This is a genomic window from Paenibacillus sp. 01T431, from assembly GCF_056398625.1.
The window spans coordinates 37,080-55,361 of sequence record NZ_JBFTPT010000004.1 but is presented as its reverse complement, the minus strand read 5'-3'; the positions used below and the strand labels follow the sequence as shown (position 1 = coordinate 55,361).

At 42.7% G+C, this 18,282-nt stretch carries 18 protein-coding genes; 4 read left to right on the top strand and 14 right to left on the bottom strand.

Annotation, left to right across the window (positions count from 1 at the left end):
- The first annotated feature begins 302 nt into the window (after window positions 1-302).
- Window positions 303-650 (top strand): winged helix-turn-helix transcriptional regulator, encoded by a 348-nt coding sequence (locus AC1DM9_RS07930; protein ID WP_475442594.1) that lies wholly within the window; start codon window positions 303-305, stop codon window positions 648-650.
- A gap of 76 nt (window positions 651-726) precedes the next feature.
- Here the strand turns inward: AC1DM9_RS07930 and AC1DM9_RS07925 are convergent, their stop codons facing one another.
- Both AC1DM9_RS07925 and AC1DM9_RS07920 read right to left on the bottom strand, forming a co-directional pair.
- Window positions 727-1,293 carry an NADPH-dependent FMN reductase gene (locus AC1DM9_RS07925; RefSeq protein WP_477579394.1) on the bottom strand — a complete coding sequence of 189 codons (567 nt, stop codon included), beginning with the start codon at window positions 1,291-1,293 and terminating at the stop codon, window positions 727-729.
- 15 nt (window positions 1,294-1,308) lie between these two features.
- Window positions 1,309-2,367, bottom strand: a complete 1,059-nt coding sequence (locus tag AC1DM9_RS07920) for an LLM class flavin-dependent oxidoreductase (RefSeq protein WP_477579392.1) — start codon at window positions 2,365-2,367, stop codon at window positions 1,309-1,311.
- 254 nt (window positions 2,368-2,621) lie between these two features.
- On the opposite strand from AC1DM9_RS07920, the gene AC1DM9_RS07915 reads away from it, so the two are divergent.
- Together AC1DM9_RS07915 and AC1DM9_RS07910 are read left to right on the top strand one after the other, a co-directional pair.
- Window positions 2,622-4,037 carry a PepSY-associated TM helix domain-containing protein gene (locus AC1DM9_RS07915; RefSeq protein ID WP_477579390.1) on the top strand — a complete coding sequence of 472 codons (1,416 nt, stop codon included), beginning with the start codon at window positions 2,622-2,624 and terminating at the stop codon, window positions 4,035-4,037.
- A gap of 19 nt (window positions 4,038-4,056) precedes the next feature.
- On the top strand, window positions 4,057-4,548 hold the full coding sequence (locus tag AC1DM9_RS07910; protein WP_477579388.1) for a FixH family protein: 492 nt from the start codon (window positions 4,057-4,059) through the stop codon (window positions 4,546-4,548).
- Between the two features lie 66 nt (window positions 4,549-4,614).
- Here the strand turns inward: AC1DM9_RS07910 and AC1DM9_RS07905 are convergent, their stop codons facing one another.
- The 6 genes from AC1DM9_RS07905 to AC1DM9_RS07880 form a co-directional block, all read right to left on the bottom strand.
- The gene (locus tag AC1DM9_RS07905) at window positions 4,615-5,352 is read right to left on the bottom strand and encodes an ABC transporter ATP-binding protein (RefSeq protein WP_477579386.1); all 738 of its coding nucleotides are present in this window, start codon (window positions 5,350-5,352) and stop codon (window positions 4,615-4,617) included.
- Entirely contained in the window at window positions 5,345-6,166 is an 822-nt protein-coding gene (locus AC1DM9_RS07900) for an ABC transporter permease (protein ID WP_477579384.1), read from the bottom strand. Before AC1DM9_RS07900 ends, AC1DM9_RS07905 begins: the two co-directional genes overlap by 8 nt.
- The gene (locus AC1DM9_RS07895) at window positions 6,163-6,732 is read right to left on the bottom strand and encodes a nitrous oxide reductase accessory protein NosL (RefSeq protein ID WP_441875133.1); all 570 of its coding nucleotides are present in this window, start codon (window positions 6,730-6,732) and stop codon (window positions 6,163-6,165) included. The genes AC1DM9_RS07900 and AC1DM9_RS07895 overlap by 4 nt, the downstream gene beginning before the upstream one ends.
- Window positions 6,729-8,069 (bottom strand): right-handed parallel beta-helix repeat-containing protein, encoded by a 1,341-nt coding sequence (locus AC1DM9_RS07890; protein ID WP_441875130.1) that lies wholly within the window; start codon window positions 8,067-8,069, stop codon window positions 6,729-6,731. The genes AC1DM9_RS07895 and AC1DM9_RS07890 overlap by 4 nt, the downstream gene beginning before the upstream one ends.
- Window positions 8,066-8,365, bottom strand: a complete 300-nt coding sequence (locus AC1DM9_RS07885) for a hypothetical protein (RefSeq protein ID WP_477579381.1) — start codon at window positions 8,363-8,365, stop codon at window positions 8,066-8,068. The genes AC1DM9_RS07890 and AC1DM9_RS07885 overlap by 4 nt, the downstream gene beginning before the upstream one ends.
- Window positions 8,366-8,624: 259 nt before the next feature.
- Complete coding sequence (locus tag AC1DM9_RS07880; RefSeq protein ID WP_477579760.1) at window positions 8,625-9,719, bottom strand: alpha/beta hydrolase; 1,095 nt, start codon at window positions 9,717-9,719, stop codon at window positions 8,625-8,627.
- A gap of 386 nt (window positions 9,720-10,105) precedes the next feature.
- Between AC1DM9_RS07880 and AC1DM9_RS07875 the strand changes: the two genes are divergently transcribed.
- Window positions 10,106-10,879, top strand: a complete 774-nt coding sequence (locus AC1DM9_RS07875) for an IclR family transcriptional regulator (RefSeq protein ID WP_477579379.1) — start codon at window positions 10,106-10,108, stop codon at window positions 10,877-10,879.
- A gap of 18 nt (window positions 10,880-10,897) precedes the next feature.
- Here AC1DM9_RS07875 and AC1DM9_RS07870 read toward each other — a convergent pair whose 3' ends face one another.
- From AC1DM9_RS07870 to AC1DM9_RS07845, 6 genes are all read right to left on the bottom strand, one after another.
- Window positions 10,898-12,073, bottom strand: a complete 1,176-nt coding sequence (locus AC1DM9_RS07870) for a Ger(x)C family spore germination protein (protein WP_477579377.1) — start codon at window positions 12,071-12,073, stop codon at window positions 10,898-10,900.
- 5 nt (window positions 12,074-12,078) lie between these two features.
- The gene (locus tag AC1DM9_RS07865; protein ID WP_441875121.1) at window positions 12,079-13,557 is read right to left on the bottom strand and encodes a spore germination protein; all 1,479 of its coding nucleotides are present in this window, start codon (window positions 13,555-13,557) and stop codon (window positions 12,079-12,081) included.
- Window positions 13,554-14,636: an endospore germination permease gene (locus tag AC1DM9_RS07860; protein ID WP_441875118.1), complete on the bottom strand. Its 1,083-nt coding sequence runs from the start codon at window positions 14,634-14,636 to the stop codon at window positions 13,554-13,556. The genes AC1DM9_RS07865 and AC1DM9_RS07860 overlap by 4 nt, the downstream gene beginning before the upstream one ends.
- Window positions 14,637-14,851: 215 nt before the next feature.
- Window positions 14,852-15,892: an NADH:flavin oxidoreductase gene (locus AC1DM9_RS07855; protein ID WP_477579375.1), complete on the bottom strand. Its 1,041-nt coding sequence runs from the start codon at window positions 15,890-15,892 to the stop codon at window positions 14,852-14,854.
- A gap of 196 nt (window positions 15,893-16,088) precedes the next feature.
- On the bottom strand, window positions 16,089-16,664 hold the full coding sequence (locus tag AC1DM9_RS07850; RefSeq protein ID WP_339202960.1) for a TetR/AcrR family transcriptional regulator: 576 nt from the start codon (window positions 16,662-16,664) through the stop codon (window positions 16,089-16,091).
- Window positions 16,665-16,732: 68 nt separating this feature from the next.
- Entirely contained in the window at window positions 16,733-18,187 is a 1,455-nt protein-coding gene (locus AC1DM9_RS07845; protein ID WP_477579373.1) for an MFS transporter, read from the bottom strand.
- Window positions 18,188-18,282: the final 95 nt, after the last annotated feature.

Genomic DNA, 18,282 nt, shown 5'->3' with positions numbered 1-18,282 from the left:
GTGAACACTTGCAGCGTATTCAGAACATACAAATGTGATGATACTGAAAGTCCTGATTTTATTGTACAACCATTAGGATAATATCATTTACACTACGGTTTGGAAACTAGATGCTCTTAATTATAAACGCAAAATAACCTCCATTCGTATGGAGGATTTTGGCTGCAAAAGCGCACACTTCAATGACGGCTTTCTAATCACACTTTAAGATGCTAATATGAATAATGAACTCAATCAAAGTAAGTACATGCTTATATGTACTATAGTATACAAAAAAATACTGTAAGGTGGAACGAAACAAAATGGACAAGCAGCCCGAGTTATGTAATGTAAATGATGCCCTTAGTATTTTAGTAGGCAAATGGAAGCCCCTCATTTTGTTGCATCTTATGCATTCGGGCACCAACAGATTCAGCGAGTTGAAACGTAATCTACCTGGAATAACGCAGAAAATGTTAACCCAACAGCTGCGTGAGCTCGAAGAAGAGGACATCATCTCTCGAAAAGTATATGCTCAAGTACCGCCAAAAGTAGAATATTCCATAACGGAATACGGCAAGAGCATAGAACCTGTTCTGGATATAATGCACGAATGGGGTACCAAGCACACCTTGTATAAAATGCAAAAAAAGAATCAAACTAGCCTTTAAGTAAAAAAGATGAACTCTGCAGTTCATCTTTTTACTCTATGGCACAGCGGGACTGCAACGTTTTCAAATAGCTGTCTTAAAAATCGTACTTTTCTTCTTTCTGTTCACGAATCTTGGTAAATGTGTCGGTCAATACAACGGTATCCTCCACCAAACGCTCAATTCGAAAGATAACATCGTCATTCACAATTTCTTTCCTCTGAAAGTCCTTCTCTTCAATAAACACATAGGTTTGCACGATTTGAGCTTTCATATAAGCTAAAATTGGCTTCAATTGTTGTTCTGCAATTAAATAGTGCTTGGATGACCCAGCTGTTACAAGCATACTCACAATTTTATCGCGAAAAGCATTAACGGGCAGCAAATCAAAAATATTTTTTAAAGTAGCTGGAATGGAAGCTTGAAAGACGGGTGTCCCAATAATAATGGCATCTGCATCCATAATGGTTTTCGTAACGTAGCCCGTATCACCTTCATATTCCAAGTAATTGCGACCATCGCTGAATTGAATCGTATAATCGGCCAAATCAATTAACGTCACTTCCGCATCAGGGTATTGCTTTTTGACCGATTCCAAAGTGTAATTCATTGCTGTTCTTGTTTTTGAGCCCACGATTGATCCCGACAAACCAACGATTTTCATAATGAATCCCTCCTATTATTTCGCTGCTGTATATTTTTTTATTGCGGGTAAAATAACAGTGCCAATGGTTTCAATCATCTCCATGATTTTTTCAAATGATACGCCGCCAAATTCTATTTGAGCGAGAAAACGCTGGTGACCAAATAGCTCATATTGATATAGTATTTTTTCAATAATTTCTTGAGGACTTCCGACCATCAAAGCATTGCGGGTATCGGCACCTTGAGCAAAATGCTGCTTCGGAAAACCGCGTCCGTTAGAAAATTCCATACCTTTGTTAACATGAGGGTAAGCTTCCTTCATCGCTTGCTGTGAGGTTTCCGCTACATAAAACAAGCTAGTGGTTGCAACTGGCAGCGTTGTTGGGTCAAAACCACTTTGTTCAGCAGCTCTTCGGTAGGCGTCAACTGATAATTTAAAGCTTGATGACGGACCCGCTAATGTCGCCAGCATCATTGGCACCCCTGCCATTCCAGCTTTTATCGCACTAGCTGGTGATCCGCCTACTGCACGCCATATCGGTAAAGAGCCGTTTAACGGCCGTGGCAATATTTTCGCATCGTTAAGAGGAGCACGAAATTGTCCATTCCAAGTAACAGTCTCCTGATTATTGATTACATTTAGCAGCTCGAATTTCTCTTCATACAGCTCTTCATAATCACGAAGATCATACCCAAGCAATTGAAACAATCCGATTCGTGATGCCCTGCCAGCCACGATTTCTGCTCGTCCATTCGATATCAAATCGATCGTCGCAAAGTCTTCATAAACACGAACGGGATCGGAAGTGCTTATAATCGATGCTGAGCTTGATATTTTAATTTTATCTGTTGCCTGAGCGATAGCGCTAAGAATAACTGCATGGGCTTGGGATACAAAGTATTCCTGATGGCTTTCACCAACGCTGAACACATCAAGACCTGCTTGTTCAGATAGTTTGGCCGCTTCAATGATTTCTTTAATGCGCTGCTGTGCAGAGATCCGCTCACCCGTATGCGGGTTGGGCAAATGATCCCCTAGCGAGTAAAGCCCAAATTCTATTCCTTTGCTTTGATCAATACGATATTTTTCCACTCTATATCAACCTCTCTCTTATTTAATTAAAGTTAATTACTTTTTGTTATAACTCTATTATTACTCTTTTAAATAGGTAATGGAAGTACGTACTTTCGAGGAACAGGGTATCTAAAAGTATACTATTGTGATATTTACACCTTTTTTTAGATTTAAAATATTTGAAATGATAGCTCTATTGAGTCATCCGATGTTATCCTTCATGACGTTATAATAAATGAGATTTTATTATTACAGGAACGGGGTAACGTTTTATGAGCAATATGCCAGTTGAAAAATTAAACACATCTGAACCCGGGATGAAAAAACGTGCGTCAACAGGAATAGGCCAAGCCATTCATCAGTCTGTGTGGAGATGGCATTTTTACGCAGGCATTATTTTTGCACCCTTCTTGATTGTTTTAGCATTCAGCGGTTCCGTTTATTTATTCAAACCGCAAATCGAGGGATATTTGTACAAAGATATGCTTACTGTTCGTGAAGTTGGAACAACCAAGATGCCGCCTGAAGGAATTATTGAGAAAACAACAAAAGCTTATCCAGGTACTATAGTATCGTCGATTACGCTCGACGATGATCCTAAATCAAGCTACAAAATGTCGGTAAGCCGGAATGGAACCTCCACAACGATGTACGTGGATCCTTACACTGGTAATGTACTTGGCATGATGAACAGTGACAAAACATTTTCCGCTTTTTTCAAAAAAATGCACAGCGAGYTAGTTATAGGCGGTACCTTTGCCAACCGGCTTGTAGAGCTTGCAGCATGCTGGGCGATCATCATGATATTGACCGGTTTATTCCTTTGGTGGCCACGCAATAAATCTGCCATATGGGGAACTATTCTTCCAAGGCTCAGTAAACCCGGAAGCCGTATTTTCTGGAGAGATTTGCATGCGGTTCCTGCATTTTGGATATCCCTCGTTTTGTTAGTCATTATAGCTGGAGGACTGCCATGGTCTGGGATTATGGGTGGACAAATCGATAAGCTGGCTAATTCAACGAACACGAATACGCCACCCTTTGCTTCCATCTTCGGCGCAAAACCTGAATCCGTTACGGTCGCCAAAGATATTGCCGAGGATTTGCCTTGGGCAGCAGAAAGTTTACCCGTTCCTGCTTCTGTACTAGGGGGTTATGTACCTTTAAGCATAAATGAAATGGAAGCTATTGCTGAACAGCGTCATGTTCTGAAACCCTACACGATTACAATCCCTATGGGAGAGAGCGGTGTTTTTACTGTATCCACATCACATCCCACACCGGGTAAGGATGCAACGCTTCACATCGATCAATATAGCGGAGCAGTGCTGACAGATGTACGCTTTGCAGATTATGGAATGATGGCCAAAGCGATTTCATATGGCATCGCTTTTCATGAAGGCACCCTATTTGGCTTAGCCAATCAGCTGCTTGGATTAATTGCCTGTATGGGACTTATCCTGGTAGCCATAAGCTCTTATGTCATGTGGCGCAAGCGTAAGCCTGAAGGCAAACTTGGCGCTCCAGCCAAACCAAAGAGCAGAAAAATAACGATTGGCGTACTGATCATCATGTTGGCTTGCGGCGCTTTAATGCCCTTAGTTGGCTTATCGATTCTTGTAGTTCTTATCCTCGATTTATTCATCCTCCGCAGAATAAAGTCGCTACGGCACTGGTTCTCGGTCTAAGCTTAAGGAGAATGTACTTATGAATGTAACCATCCGCCGTTTGTATAAGTCGGCATTGCCGCTTCTTCTTGTCGTATTGTTATGTAGCTGCACTGCCAAATCTGCTGAAGTTGACGAGAGCGGTCTACCGCCTCATCTAACCGTTAATCTTCTTTTGCCTGAGAACGTCGAAATTGTAAAACCAAACCATTTCTCTGTAGAAGTCCTTAAGAGCGGTAAGCCGATGATAAACGCAGATCAAGCACAATTCATCATCTGGCAGGAAGACGACCAGTCTTCCGCCGTGACCATACAAGCAGAACAATTATCGCCTGGCGTATATAGTGTCACGCATTCAATTGCCAAGGAAGGCCTTTATGTTGTCCAATCTCGCATTCATTTTGCAAACGATCAGGTTATGCCGGCCAAGCGCTTTGCGATTGGCAAGGACGCGATTGAAAAGCTAGCAATGCTGGAGAGCGCACAACATTCTGGTGAACCTGCACCTGTGGAGAGCGGACATCATCATTAAAGAATAGATGCAACAAATCCCCCGCCTAAACAGGTCGGGGGATTTGTTTTGTGTATGAGGGAATAATTAAAATCCGTTAAGGCTGCCCGTTAATCCAAACCACTCTGCGAATGCATCCTGAAGTCCTCTCGCGCCTAATTGCTCCCGAATCTGTACAGAAGAGCCTTCAAGCTCAATATGACCGCCTCTTAACAGAGCAATTCGGTCTGCAAGCGCCTCTGCCACATGAAGCTGATGGGTTGAAAAAATAACTGTTTGGCCATTCGCTGCGATTTCTTTCACCATACGTACGAAGGTTTCAATCCAGTATGGATCGAGACCATTAGTAGGCTCATCCATCAATACAATGGGCGGCTTGGCCAATAAAGCCTGTGCAAACAATACACGTTGTCGCATTCCTTTCGAGAAGGAGGATACTGATTTTTTCCCAGTATCCGCAAGGCCTACTTCCTCCAGTACTTCCCGTACTCTATGTTTTGGTACCCCTCGCAGCGATGCCCAAAACGCAAGTGTTTCATAAGCTGTTAAACCAGTACCAAACCGAAAATCATCCGGCATGTAACCTATAAGCGCAGCATAACGCTTGCGATCATCTTTCCAGCGCAAGCCTTGAACAGCAATAATACCGCTGTCAGGCTGTGATATACCTGCGATCATTCTTAAAATCGTACTTTTGCCTGCGCCATTTCCTCCGCACAAAGCCAAAACTTGACCTCGTTCCACGTTCAAATCAAGCGCATTAATGACGACTTGTTTCTTTATTGATTTCTTGACGCCTTCAAGCTTCACTAAAGGATCAGGCACGTGATCGCCTCCTCTCCCAAATGAACTGTGCAGCTGTGATCACGCATCCTATCCATAGAACAGCTGTAAAAGCGAAACCTATACTCCCCGCAGGCTGCTTGATCCATTTGATCCATTCATAATATTCCGGACCTAATATGGCTCCCCCACCAAGCTTCACTACTGTAAAAAGCCTGGAAAGCTCTGCCGGATTAACAAAAGTGAGTACAGTAACTGCTGGCTTGATAACGGGATATGGCATGAAGCCAAGGACGGAAATAAGCAATGGCGGCCAGCCGATAATAGCAAAAAACCAAATGGCTACACCTATCGTTAAAGCTTGCCAGCGATTTTTCGCGAGTGTACCTATGAGCAGAGCAATGGCAAGAAAAAACAAAGCAATGCTGGCGGAAAAGGATAGCAGCTGCACATATGTCAGCAATCCAAAGCCTGATCCAGCAGCTAAACCAAGAAGACCCGCAGCGCCAAAACCTACAAACACGATAACTAGCAGCACAACTGCAAGCCCTAAGTATTTTCCGAGCATAAATGACCAGGTGCTGATAGGATATGTCGATAATAGCTCCCAGCTCCCGTCCTCCTTCTCTGCGGTCAAAGAAAACGAGCCGAGCAGCAGGGACATCAATGGCAATAAATATAAGACTAGATTAAGCGTTGTTCCGGTAATGCCAGAATAGCCCTGAACATAACCTTGCGCGTTAATTAAGAGCAGGCAGAGCATAAATAATGCAAAAAGACCCATAAAAGAATAGGCCCACGGATTGCGAAACCCTAACTTCAATTCCCTTATTGCAAAATAAATCGTCTGAATCACGACTGGTTACCTTCCGTTTCATGGCCCATGTCCATCTCATCTTTGCTTCCATCGGAATGCATGCTTTCATTGTGCTTCTCCATGTCTTCCATATCCATCATTTCTCGGTTAACTTCCCATTTATGATGAGCAAGCTCATCCGAGCTAAGCAGCTGTCCCTTTCCTTGCTCGTCGATGTAAGCTTGAGCGGACGCTATATCCTCAAAGGCAATAACGCCATAAGCCATTGGAGTAATATACTCAGCATCGTAAGCATAATAAGCTTTCTCATATTTAACCCAATCTCCGCTATTATGATCTCTAACAAACTCTGCACCTAATGTTTCGGTTCCGTTCTCAACTTTCCACTTATTCATGCATCCGATGTCATCAAATTTTAAAGACTGACCGTCCTTTGTTATGATTTGGGTTGCGTAAGGATCATCCTTTACTGCCATATTGCAGATGACGCATTTATCCGTTTCTTCGTTAATTGCTTGCGGCTTGTATTCCTTGGCTCCACAAGCGCTTGCCAGCATCAAAATAACAATTAAAAAAAGTGCTGCACCTAATCGTCCTGTTTTCATCTTTTTCTTACCCCCATATACATGATAAAAAACGCCAAAATCAAAAGTCCACTGCCAACTAATGCAGAATGAAGCAGCGTTTGTGTCGGTAATATAGCATTCTGTTTCCCATTTGGCTGCATCAACGGAGAAAGGTCTGTTGACCAGAGCTGTCTATCCGACTGATAGAGATCTTCGAGAAAGATCATACCTGGCGACTGAAAAAACAATTGAAAACCTGGCTTCGCTTTAACAAGACTTTGAAAAAAAGGATTTAATGCATAGGCTATTTCGCTTCTGCCATCGCCATCCGTATCAATGCCTTGGAAGGAATCCCAGTAGTTACCGTCTAGCGCATTGCCAATACTATTTTTTGCTTCTGCGCTTGCCACATTACCTACAAACTGATTTTTAGTGATCACATTATCTTTAGCATCTAGCAGCTGTATCCCAATAAAATTACCGATTACAGCATTGTCTTCTATTTTGTTTTGCGTGGATTGTTCTACATAAAGCCCGACGCGATTTCCCTCGACATGATTGCCTATGATTGATGTATCATGTGCGTCAAACAATAAAATGCCTTGTGAATTAACACTTTCACTTTGTTTATTGAATCGGTTTCCAGAAACCTCGACATCACGAACAGCCATAATCATTGCTCCAGTAATGTTCAGATTGCCGTAATTATTGCGAATGACCGTCCCTTTGGTATACATGCAATGCACACCATAACGCAGCAGCTCAAAATGATTATTTTCGATTAAATTATCATCGCTATTCTCCATATAAATACCATCGTGCATAGAAGAAATCATATTCCCATTGAAGTTATTCCCATTTGACTCATAAAGATCTATTCCATTTCCTTTGTCAGATAGTTTCAATGGACGATTCTGAGCTACGCCAACCCAATCAATTCTTGTGTTTCGAACTTCACCGTTATTTGCTTTCCTCATCTTGATACCAAAGGAGCCGGTGTGTATCTGCAAACCATCCAGTAAAACGCCATTCGCTTGCACTAAAATAGTAGGGTCTCTCTTAATCTTCTCATCCAAAATGTTAATTCCAGTGATAGAAACGTTGTTAGCCTTTATTAGTATGGCTGATTTTTCAGATGTATTTTTAATCGTAACCTCTGCGCCAGACTCTGCTGCCAGTTGTAACGGTTTATCAATCATTATGGGGCCTTCATATGTTCCTGAAGAAAGCAGCAGAATATCGCCTGCCTGGGCCTCATTAATCAACATCTGCAACGATTTCGCCGTTGCTTCAGCCTTTACACTGCTTGCCCCAATCAAAATAGGCAGCATTGCCACAATTAAACCAAACATTAATTTCTGTACAGCTGCTCTCATTGCACCTCTACCTGCTTCTTTTTCGTCACATGGATATCGTCGGTATACAGATGCATGTAGACCTCGTATGTACCCGGCTCTGGAAATGTGTACGTGCCGCTAAATACATTTTGTCCTTCCTTTTTTGCCTCAATAAACACAGGCTCCTCTTTCACGCGGACTTCAAATGTCATCCCTGAGGAATCGGTGAGCTCAGCTCCCGTGAAATCTGCCATAAGTTCTATCGGCGAGCCTGATACTGGCTTGTCAGGATCTGTCCTCAAGTCCACCTCAATGGCTGCAGGGTCGTTTGTCACTGGAGCCGAAGCAGAGCAAGCTGCTAAGCAAACTAGAATGAAACACAATAACCCCGCTGCTATAATTATTTTTCGCAATGGTTCACCTACTCTCCTAAAAGTACTTCTCTTATTTTAACAACGTATACTTTTAACCAAATGACTCGAAAGAGTCATCTATAGTGCATAATCATCTGTTCACAAAACAAAAAAAGCTGCTTCAAAAGTAAGTAGTTCTACTTTTGAAACAGCCTCTATTCAAGGTTACGGTGATCATTTGTTAAGCAAACAATTCATTTAATCCTTTTGCGATTTCGTTCATACAATCTTCCGCTTGCGGATATAGCCCTATTTTGTCCATAAAAGCATGGTCTACACCGTTGTACCTGATCATCTTCGTCTTGACACCTGATCTGATTAATTTTCTGGCATAAGCCTCGCCTTCCAATCTCAGATAATCATATTCCGCTTCAATAATAAGGGTTGCTGGCAAACCGCTCAAATCGTCTGCTAACAACGGTGATACATAAGGATCGGTTACTTTAGTATTTCCATCCAAATAAATGTTCTCAAGCCCCGTAGAACTGCCTAATGCTCGTATGATTCCCTGAATAAGTTCGTGGTTGTGGTTAACGGTATACTCTTCCAAATTCCATTCAAAATCATCGGTAGCAACGCCGCTCATGCTAACCGTAGGGTAGAGCAACGCCTGATATTTAATCATACCGGTTCCTAAATCCCTATCCATTAGAGAGCACACAGCTGACAAATTCCCGCCTGCACTGTCGCCTGCCACTCCAATTTGTTCCGGGTTGACATTGATTTCAGCTGCATGCTCATATACCCATTTAACCGCATCAAAACAATCGGTAAGTCCGGCAGGATAAGGATTCTCCGGCGCTAAGCGGTAGTCAACGTTCACCACAACGGCCCCTGCTTTTTCTGCCAAACACTTGCACGGGTTTTCAACACTATCTACAGAACCGCCGATAAACCCTCCACCATGGAAAAACACAATTGCTGGCATAGGCCCGCTCTTTTGCGGCGAATAGATACGGATCGGAATCGGACCGTCTTTGCCATCAATCGTTTTATGTTCTGTTTCAATTTCGGTAACGGTAACATCTACGTTTGGCCATCCCATCATAGCTCTGAGTTGACCGATGTTAACCGCAGCGAGTGAACCAAAATCCATCTTGGGTCCRGAAGCCATCGCCTTCAGCATATCCAAAGTAACATTCATCACCCTTGGGTCCAGATCCCCTTCTACATCGGAATCCGGAATTTTTTTAATGACAATATCAAGCCCTTTATGCTTGTTGACCTCAACTCGTTGTTCCATCAAAGAAACTAATTTTTTGTACTCTTCATCCATAACCATGATTTATTCAGCTCCCTTTTCTCGTGTTTTCACGTTCGAAATCATTTAAATATACAGCGCTTTCATATTGCATTTTACTGCTCAGCTTTGTTCATTCCCTTATGGTGCAGACTCACGATATGGTCTGTTTAATTTTATCAAGCAGTTCATTCAAACGTTCGTTCCTCTTGCAAATTTGTAAGCGTTATTAAATCATGATTGAGTCTGATTGCAAAATCAAAAATGTTCCACTTGTCAACTACTCCTCCTTCAAAAAACGTGATTGGATAAGAGCTCTTATGTATGTATAATAATAGGCAAAGTCGACGCAAACAATGTAATTGTTCCTGTATACGGAATTATTAAATTAAAATATAAATCGGAGAATGGGGTTTCAACTCGTGCCGAATACAAATCCGCAGACGCTCTCTTCTGTTAAAAACGCACTACGTTTATTAAAATTGTTTACTGTGCAAACGCCTGATAAAAGACTAACGGAGCTGGCCAAAGAATTAGGTCTAGGTAAAAGTACAACCAGCCGCCTTCTGTCTACCTTGCTGAGCGAAGGTTTTGTTTTTCAAGATCCAGTTTCTCATAAATACAGACTTGGCCAACGCATCGTATCGTTATATCATGTTATGGTTATGTCCTTTGAGGACTTAGCTGAAGCAGCAAGCCCCTTCATTGAGCGCCTCGCGCAAGAAACCTCCGAAGCACTCCGAATAGCTGTATTGGAGGAAAATGAAGTAGCTTATATTTATCAAAGAGAGGGTTCAAGTAAAGAAGACATTGGTTCTTTTGTGGGAGGGAGAAATCCGCTACATTGCACGAGTTCCGGAAAAATGCTACTAGCCTTTCAAAATGAGCTTGAAATGAACAAAATGTTGAACCAACCTCTTAGCAAGTTTACTTCAAAAACAATTACTGACCCCTCCCTGTTGAAAGAGGAACTGAAACGAATTCGGAAACAGGATTATTGCGTCGTAATTGGGGAATTCAACGAAAACTTAGTTTCCATTTCATCTCCAATTCGAGACTCGAACGGTCAGGTTATTTCCGCACTTACTTTAATTAGCTCCATACATCGTATGGATGAAAATCGAATTATCTCCTATACGAATAAAGTCTTAAAAACGGCTAAAGAAATTTCACGGCAGTTTGGTTATTTGAAATGAACACAGCATCGCTTTGTATTATTTCGAAGGGTCTTTATGGTTTGAAACGGAATATTTTTCAGAACTCGAATGCACAATATTCAAGTCAATTTTGACTTCATCAATTGGATTTTCTTTTAACAGAAGTTCCCCTGCCGGAGAGCTGGCTTTCCACTGACGGTAATGGTGTCGATATAAATCATGTTCAAGATTTAAGACATCTGTCTTCGTCTCTTTTCCTGTACGGAATAACTCAACAATTTCTTGATCGATTGTTTTTTTCGTCTCGTCAGTTAATTGCTGCAGCCCAAGAAAGCTGTTCTTGGTCTGGCTTACGATATAAGCTTTCGCTTTTATCTCAATATTATATTTAGGTTTTCCTTCCGCACTTACAAGCTTCAACTTGGTTTTAGGATTTTCAACAACAATTTGAACGGTTTCCTGCGTATTTTTAGGTACAGATACACCTGCACGAATCGTCCCCTGTTGCATCCAGCGCAGTCCGGACAGTTTTTTTAATGGGATGTAGCTTTGATAAGCTTCGTTTTTGAGAAATATAGCCCCATCAATCATCAGTTTGGGCTCGTTTTGGTTTTTTTCCTTCCATTGCTTGTTGTTTACAGCTAGTACTGGAATACAAGAAGTATAGCCAGGTTCATATATCTCTCCGATTAATCGGTGGAGCTTAATCGGTTTTATAGTAGAGCTTTGAGCATAAATTCCTTCCGGTTCATGGAGAATGGTGCTCAGCGGAGACTGTCCTAGAAAACCACCTGTGCTGAGAATATCCTTTACCGATTCTCTTGTCCCGAATACCCAAGGCGTTAAACGAAATTCATAATAACGAACAATACTATCGTAGATTTCTCCAAATCCTCTTTTGAAAGCCGCTTCGCTCACGATAACAGAAGTCAAATGCCCCCAATAAATTCGTTCTTGCGCGGTTTGATATAGGGCAAAGAAGGACTCTTCAAAAGAGCTTCCTACCCCCTCGCCCACCCAAATTTTCGCTGTTTGCTTCTTTCCTTCAGTCGATTTAGCGATCGATTGAAAATCAACAAACTGGATATAACCGTGATATTTTCCATCCTTGTAATCCACGCCAATTGCCGATGCATAATTCAATTTCTCAATATCCTTAACATCTGAAGCACAGCCTGAGATACATAGCGAGAGGACTATCAGAACAAAAGTCAATCGTAAATTACGCATCATTTCTCTCACCTTTTCCTTTTGTTTAACATCGCCGAAGAGAAACGTGACCTTCTGAATGGATCAGCAAGCAATGCTGATAACCAGTCTTTCATTCGCAAGGAGGATATCGGTTCTAGATAGGAAAGCCCAAACGAATCGAGCCTGCATAAATAGATCAGAATCAGAAACATGCACAGAAAGAAACCGTAAATGCCAAGCATAGAGGAAATTAGCAAAATAAAAAGTCTGAGCAGACTCACTGTTCCTGACAGCGACTGATTGACCAAACTAAATGTAGCTACCACCGAAATAGCAATAACAACAAGCAATGTGGGTGAAGCAAGTCCAGCCTTTATTAACGAGTCTCCAATAATTAAACCGCCGACAATACCGATGGTTTGTCCAACAGCTTTAGGCAGCCGAACGCCCGCTTCTCTAAGCAATTCAAATTGAAATAACAGCAGCAATGCTTCAAGGAAAGATGGCATAGGAACACCTTCACGAGATATGACTACTGTTGATAATAAGGAGAAAGGGATTTGATCCAGATTTACGGTCGCAATGGCAATCCAGAAGCCAGGTAAAAAAATACTTAGTATGAGCCCTATAATGCGAAGGGCTCTTTGAAACATGACATAAAAATAGGGGAAGTGGACATCCTCAGGTGATTTTAATAACTCAAAAAAGTTGCTCGGTCCGATCAGTACCATTGGTGATCCGTCTACAACAATGATAAATCTCCCCCGCAGAAGTGTTTCGATAACAAAATCAGGACGACCAATATAATCAATTAATGGAAACAGCGAGAAGGTTCGATCCGATAACCACTGCTCCAACTGCCCACTGCTCACCACACTTTCCAAATCAATGTTACTCAATCGTTTACGTGCTTCAGCTATCATTTCCGGGTTCGCTTTATGACTAAGATAAAGCAAAGATACTTCGGTTTTGCTAATGTTCCCAATGACGAACTGCTCACTGAACAGCAAACCCGTTTGCATCCGTTTCCGAATGAGTGAGATATTCGTAAACAAATCTTCCGTGAAGGCGTCTTTTGGCCCCTTAATTGAAATTTCTGTATTCGATTCCTGCAACGACCGCTGTGGAATCTTAGAAATGTGAACAACCCAAAAGTCCACTGCTCCTTCACAATATATAATCAAGCTGCCGCAAAATAAATGAGACACCATATCTTCAGCTGTCGTTTTTATTGCGAATAAGGGTAATTCGTCCACTTGAGCCTGTACTTCATCCGTACCGCATAACATGGCGTTTATATACTGGCACATTCGGGTGAAATAGATGTTCAACTCCGTTTTATCAACCATTCCTTCACAATAAAATGCCGTCAGCTTATCCTGCATCTCCAGTTGCGGCAGTGGGGGAAATTGTACATCTGAGTAATTGGAGAATACATCTATCAATTGGCTCTTCCTTAGGCTTCCACTTTGCAGGCTAGTTTCCAGATCAACAAAAAGCTTTGATTCTTCAAGCAGCTGATTCATTGGGCTTCCTCTCTTCGATGTGGCATATAGGTGATCATAAAGAGTATCGCCGTTATGGCTACTCCAAACCACAGTGAATAGGTATAGAAGTAGCGCTGAATGAACGCCTGCATGCTAATATCACTAATCATTAATAACGAAGGTATAGAAATGACAACTGTTATGCAAATCATAATCGTTTTTGAATATTTCTCAGAACCACGTCCCATAAGTTGAGCTAAAAAATAGATGATAAGGGCCGTTCTCACGATACTTCCGGCCATTAATTGAAAAGCTGCAAAAAAGTCTACATGCGAAATATGTCTTCCGATCATCACCAGCCTCCACTGCTCAAAAGCGGGAAACCGAAAATTTTCAGCCTGGATCGGCCCAAAGGAAGCTAAAGATCCTATAGTAGGTCCCATGATCAATCCCACTAATAAGGTAAGCAGCACAAAAACGGTGCTATAATTTAAAGGTTTCTTCAATTTATGCTGTAATAGAAGCAGCACCATGAGGTCTATGCTCCCGCCAAAAACGACCACTATTCCTCTCAGATCTGGACCTATTCCTTCTGTCAAAATGGGTTGCAGCATGCCGTAATCTTTGCTGTTCTTTGTCATAATAGCTACGCCGATTCCCAATATCCAAACGACAGGCAATAATACGGTAGACATATATACGATGGTTTTTAGTCCCCCTCTAGCAGCGCAGTAAGCCAAGAAAATAAAGCTGAGGATAACGATAGCACTCGGTGTTCTCGGGAGGAAATAAATATTGACGTTTTTTGTTGTATCAAAAACAATCATCATGCCGGCTACCAGTAAATATAGAGCGAATCCACCGCCAATGACATTAAAACCGATTTTTCCGATTCGGCCTTCAATCCAGCTTTGAAACGATAAAGTACTCATCGATTTTAAAATCCAATATAAGATCAGGCTCCAAACAATCAATCCAACATAAGCAAGCAGAATACTAATCCAGGCATCGCGTCCCGCTGCTTTTAACAGATGCGGAATGATTAGTACATGATTCGATATTCCGAGCGATAACAACAATAAAAAAATGATTTGAAGTCTAGAAAAGGATACTTCCACTGTTATTCACCTCCATTTTCCGGACAATATTTCATTTGGTATAATTACCCTCGAAGCGCCCAATTATGCATGGAGATGGAGCTTTATCCCATTTCACATCAATAGACCAATAATATGTATGCACGATTTAAATGAAATGTAAAAAAGCATGCTGCATTACGCAGCATGCTTACTCACCTATTATTTCCACCTGAAATAGCGATTAATATCCTGACTTAATTTAGTGTTTTTAATGCCTCTGAAGTAAATGGAATCAGCTCGTCTGTCCGGCCATCCCGGATTTTGGCTGCCCAAGCCGGATCAACCAATAGCGCTCGGCCGATGGCTACCATGTCGAACTCTTCACGCTCGAGCCTTTGAATCAATCCTTCAAGCCCGACGTTAGTGGCACCCTTTCCTTCTTGGAAAAGGCTAATGAAGTCGCCATCAAGGCCAACAGATCCAACGGTAATCGTTGGTTTGCCTGTAAGCTTTTTGACCCATCCGGCAAAATTAAGATCAGAGCCTTCGAATTCAGGCTCCCAGAAACGGCGAGTGGAGCAATGGAATATATCTACGCCTGCCTCAACGAGCGGGGCAAGGAACTGTTCCAGCAGTTCCGGGGTTTCTGCTAATTTTGCTGTGTATTCATTCGATTTCCATTGGGATAATCGCAGTACGATGGGGAATTCTGCTCCGACTGCCAGGCGGCAAGCTTTGACAACCTCTACCGCAAAGGTAGTACGTGCCAGCATGTCCCCGCCATAACGATCCGTGCGCGGATTAGTCTTCTCCCAAAGGAATTGATCAATTAAATATCCATGCGCGCCGTGCAGCTCAATGCCATCGAATCCAATCCGCTTGGCTTCCAGCGCTGAATGTGCGAACGATTGGACGATATCTGCAATTTCTGCTTCCGTATAATCGCCAACATGTCCGCGTGCTCCCATATGCCAAATTTGCGGAATAATCTTACCGCCTGCTTCATGTACTTCAGACACCACGTTTGCCCAGCCATTTAAGGCTGCTTCGCCGTAAAAATGGGGAATGTTCTGCTGATTGGATGCATCCGGGTGATTGATTATGGTTCCTTCAGTCACAATCAGTCCTACACCGTTCTCTGCTCTGTGACGATAGTAGGAAGCTACATTTGCACCTGGCACGCCATTAGGTGAAAATTGACGGGTCATCGGTGCCATGACGATCCGATTAGCTAATTCCAAATTTCCTAACTTGAAAGGTTTAAACAGCGGTTCTACGGTTTGAGAATAGTTCATAATAGCCTCCAAAATTAATTTTATAATGTTTCGTAATATAACAGGCAGTCGCCTGCAGCAATCTGCGCAATTTTAATGTGAATGTCCATCCAAAGGGAATTACCTGCCCACCACCTCCTTAAGGTTGTAGTGTTTGTTTATCATCTGAATTTATTTCATATTCTTGACTCATCGGTCAAAATCTTGGCAAAAAAAATCAAGGCAAAATCATTGCAAAAGATGTACGCAAGACCGCCTCGATTTGTTCACGAGCTGCGCCTGACTTCTCTAAAATTCTAGCGCCAGAAATAGCGTTGTTCAAATAAGCTGCAAGCTCTTTGCTGGAAAAACGGGAGGTGATCAATTGCTGCTGCTGACCGCTGCTCATGATTTTCTCTAGAACCTGTTCGGCTTCGAGGAACATGAGCTCGATTTCGCGAGTGACCTGCTCGTCCTCTTTTCCGAACTCCAGAGACGAATTGACCATTAAGCATCCTCGGCACATGGCTTCATCGTTTAGAAGAGATCTGCGTAATGAGTCGAGCTTCTCCAGTGGAGAAATGTTCTGCTCCTCCAGCTCTTTCAGTAACGAAATGCTCTGTTCGCGATAATGTGCTAAAGCCTTCAGGAACAAGGCTCTCTTGTCATGAAATACACAGTATAAGCTTTGCTTCTTGACTCCCGTCATACGGGTTAGATCCTCATAAGAGGTGGACTTAAACCCTTTGGACCAGAACACTTCCATGGACTGGTGCAAAACACGATCGACATCAAATTCTCTTGGTCTGCTCATGAGATAACCTTACCACGTTCTTGACTGTTCAGTCAAGAACGTGGAAGGATACTTAAAGTCATGCGGTTTTAGGCTGTTGCTCTTTTTGCTTTTTTCATAATGACGAGTCTCCAGCCAGTCAGCATTGCACATACTAAGCAGATGGCCGACGATGTCATGAATACAAGATGCATGCCTGAAAGGAAAATAGCGGGTTGGCCTGGAATCAAGTCGGTTACCCGGTGTCCGGCTTTGCTGCTCATTTCGTGAAACAAGATGGTAGTGGCAAGCGTAATGCCGACAACCATACCCACGTTGCGAACCAGTGAGTTGACACTGCCGGCAGAGCCGAGCTGTGTGCGTGGAACCTTGGACATGATTAAAGAATTGTTTGGCGGCTGAAATAAACCGCTGCCGATGCCGAGCATAGCGATCCAAACGCCCACGAGCACAACAGAGCTGCCGTCATGCAGGCGGGCTAGCCCAAATTGTGCGATGACCATCACGATTAGCCCAGCGAAGGTGAGTGCTTCAGATCCGATCTTATCCGATAATGCCCCACTTATCGGAGAGATGACGACCATGCAGATCGGGAATAACATAAGCAGGAACCCTGCATAGAAGGGGGACAGCTCCAGCATATTCTGCGCATAGAAAGGTGCAATAATGTTAAAGCAGAAGTTAGCAGCAAACACAAGAAAGCCGCAAAGAATACTGAGTGAAAACAAAGAATTTCTAAATAGCGAAAGCTGCAACAGCGGATGAGGACTGCGAAGCTCCACTCCTATAAAAGCGATGAAAGCAGCGCCTGCTACGATCAGTGATAAAATAATCAGGCTGTCTCCATACCCTAATTGCTGACCAAGCAGCAGTCCAGCAAACAGCGCGATAATGAACACGGCGAACAAAAGACTGCCGGGAATATCGATTTTAGATTTTACCTTGATAAAGTCCGAAGGCAATACCTTCCATCCGAGGATAATGGCAATCAGTCCGATCGGAACGTTCACCCAGAAAATATATTCCCAGCCTAAGGTCGAGACAATAATGCCGCCCAAGCTAGGTCCCGCAATACTGCCTAACGAAACGAAGGTACCGATCAACCCAATCGCTTTGCCCCTCTCTGTGGACGGGAAAATATCGGTGACAATGCCCTGACTGTTGGCCATGGTCATCGAAGCCCCAATCGCCTGTATAACCCGTGAAGCGATGAGGAAGGGTAGGGATGAGCTTAGTCCGCAAAGCAGTGATCCAAAAATGAAAACGACCATGCCAATTTTGAAGATTTTTATTTTGCCAGCAATATCCCCCAGCTTTCCAAAGAAAAGTATGGCCGTGCAAATCGACATTAAATAGATGGTCGTCACCCACTCTACCTGCGCTAGAGGCAGATGCAGCTGCTTGACCAGCACAGGCAAAGCAATATTGACAATGCTGCCATCAAGTGTCGCCATAAACGTGAATAAATTTAATACGATCAGGATCATCCAGCGTTTTTTCTGGATCGCCTCATCCTCTTGATAGGTTGCACCAATTGTACTCATACCTAGCACCTCATGCCTCTTTATTGATATATAGTTGCGAACGCAACCAAATAATACACCCAGTGTACTACAATGTAGTTGCGCGCGCAACCAAT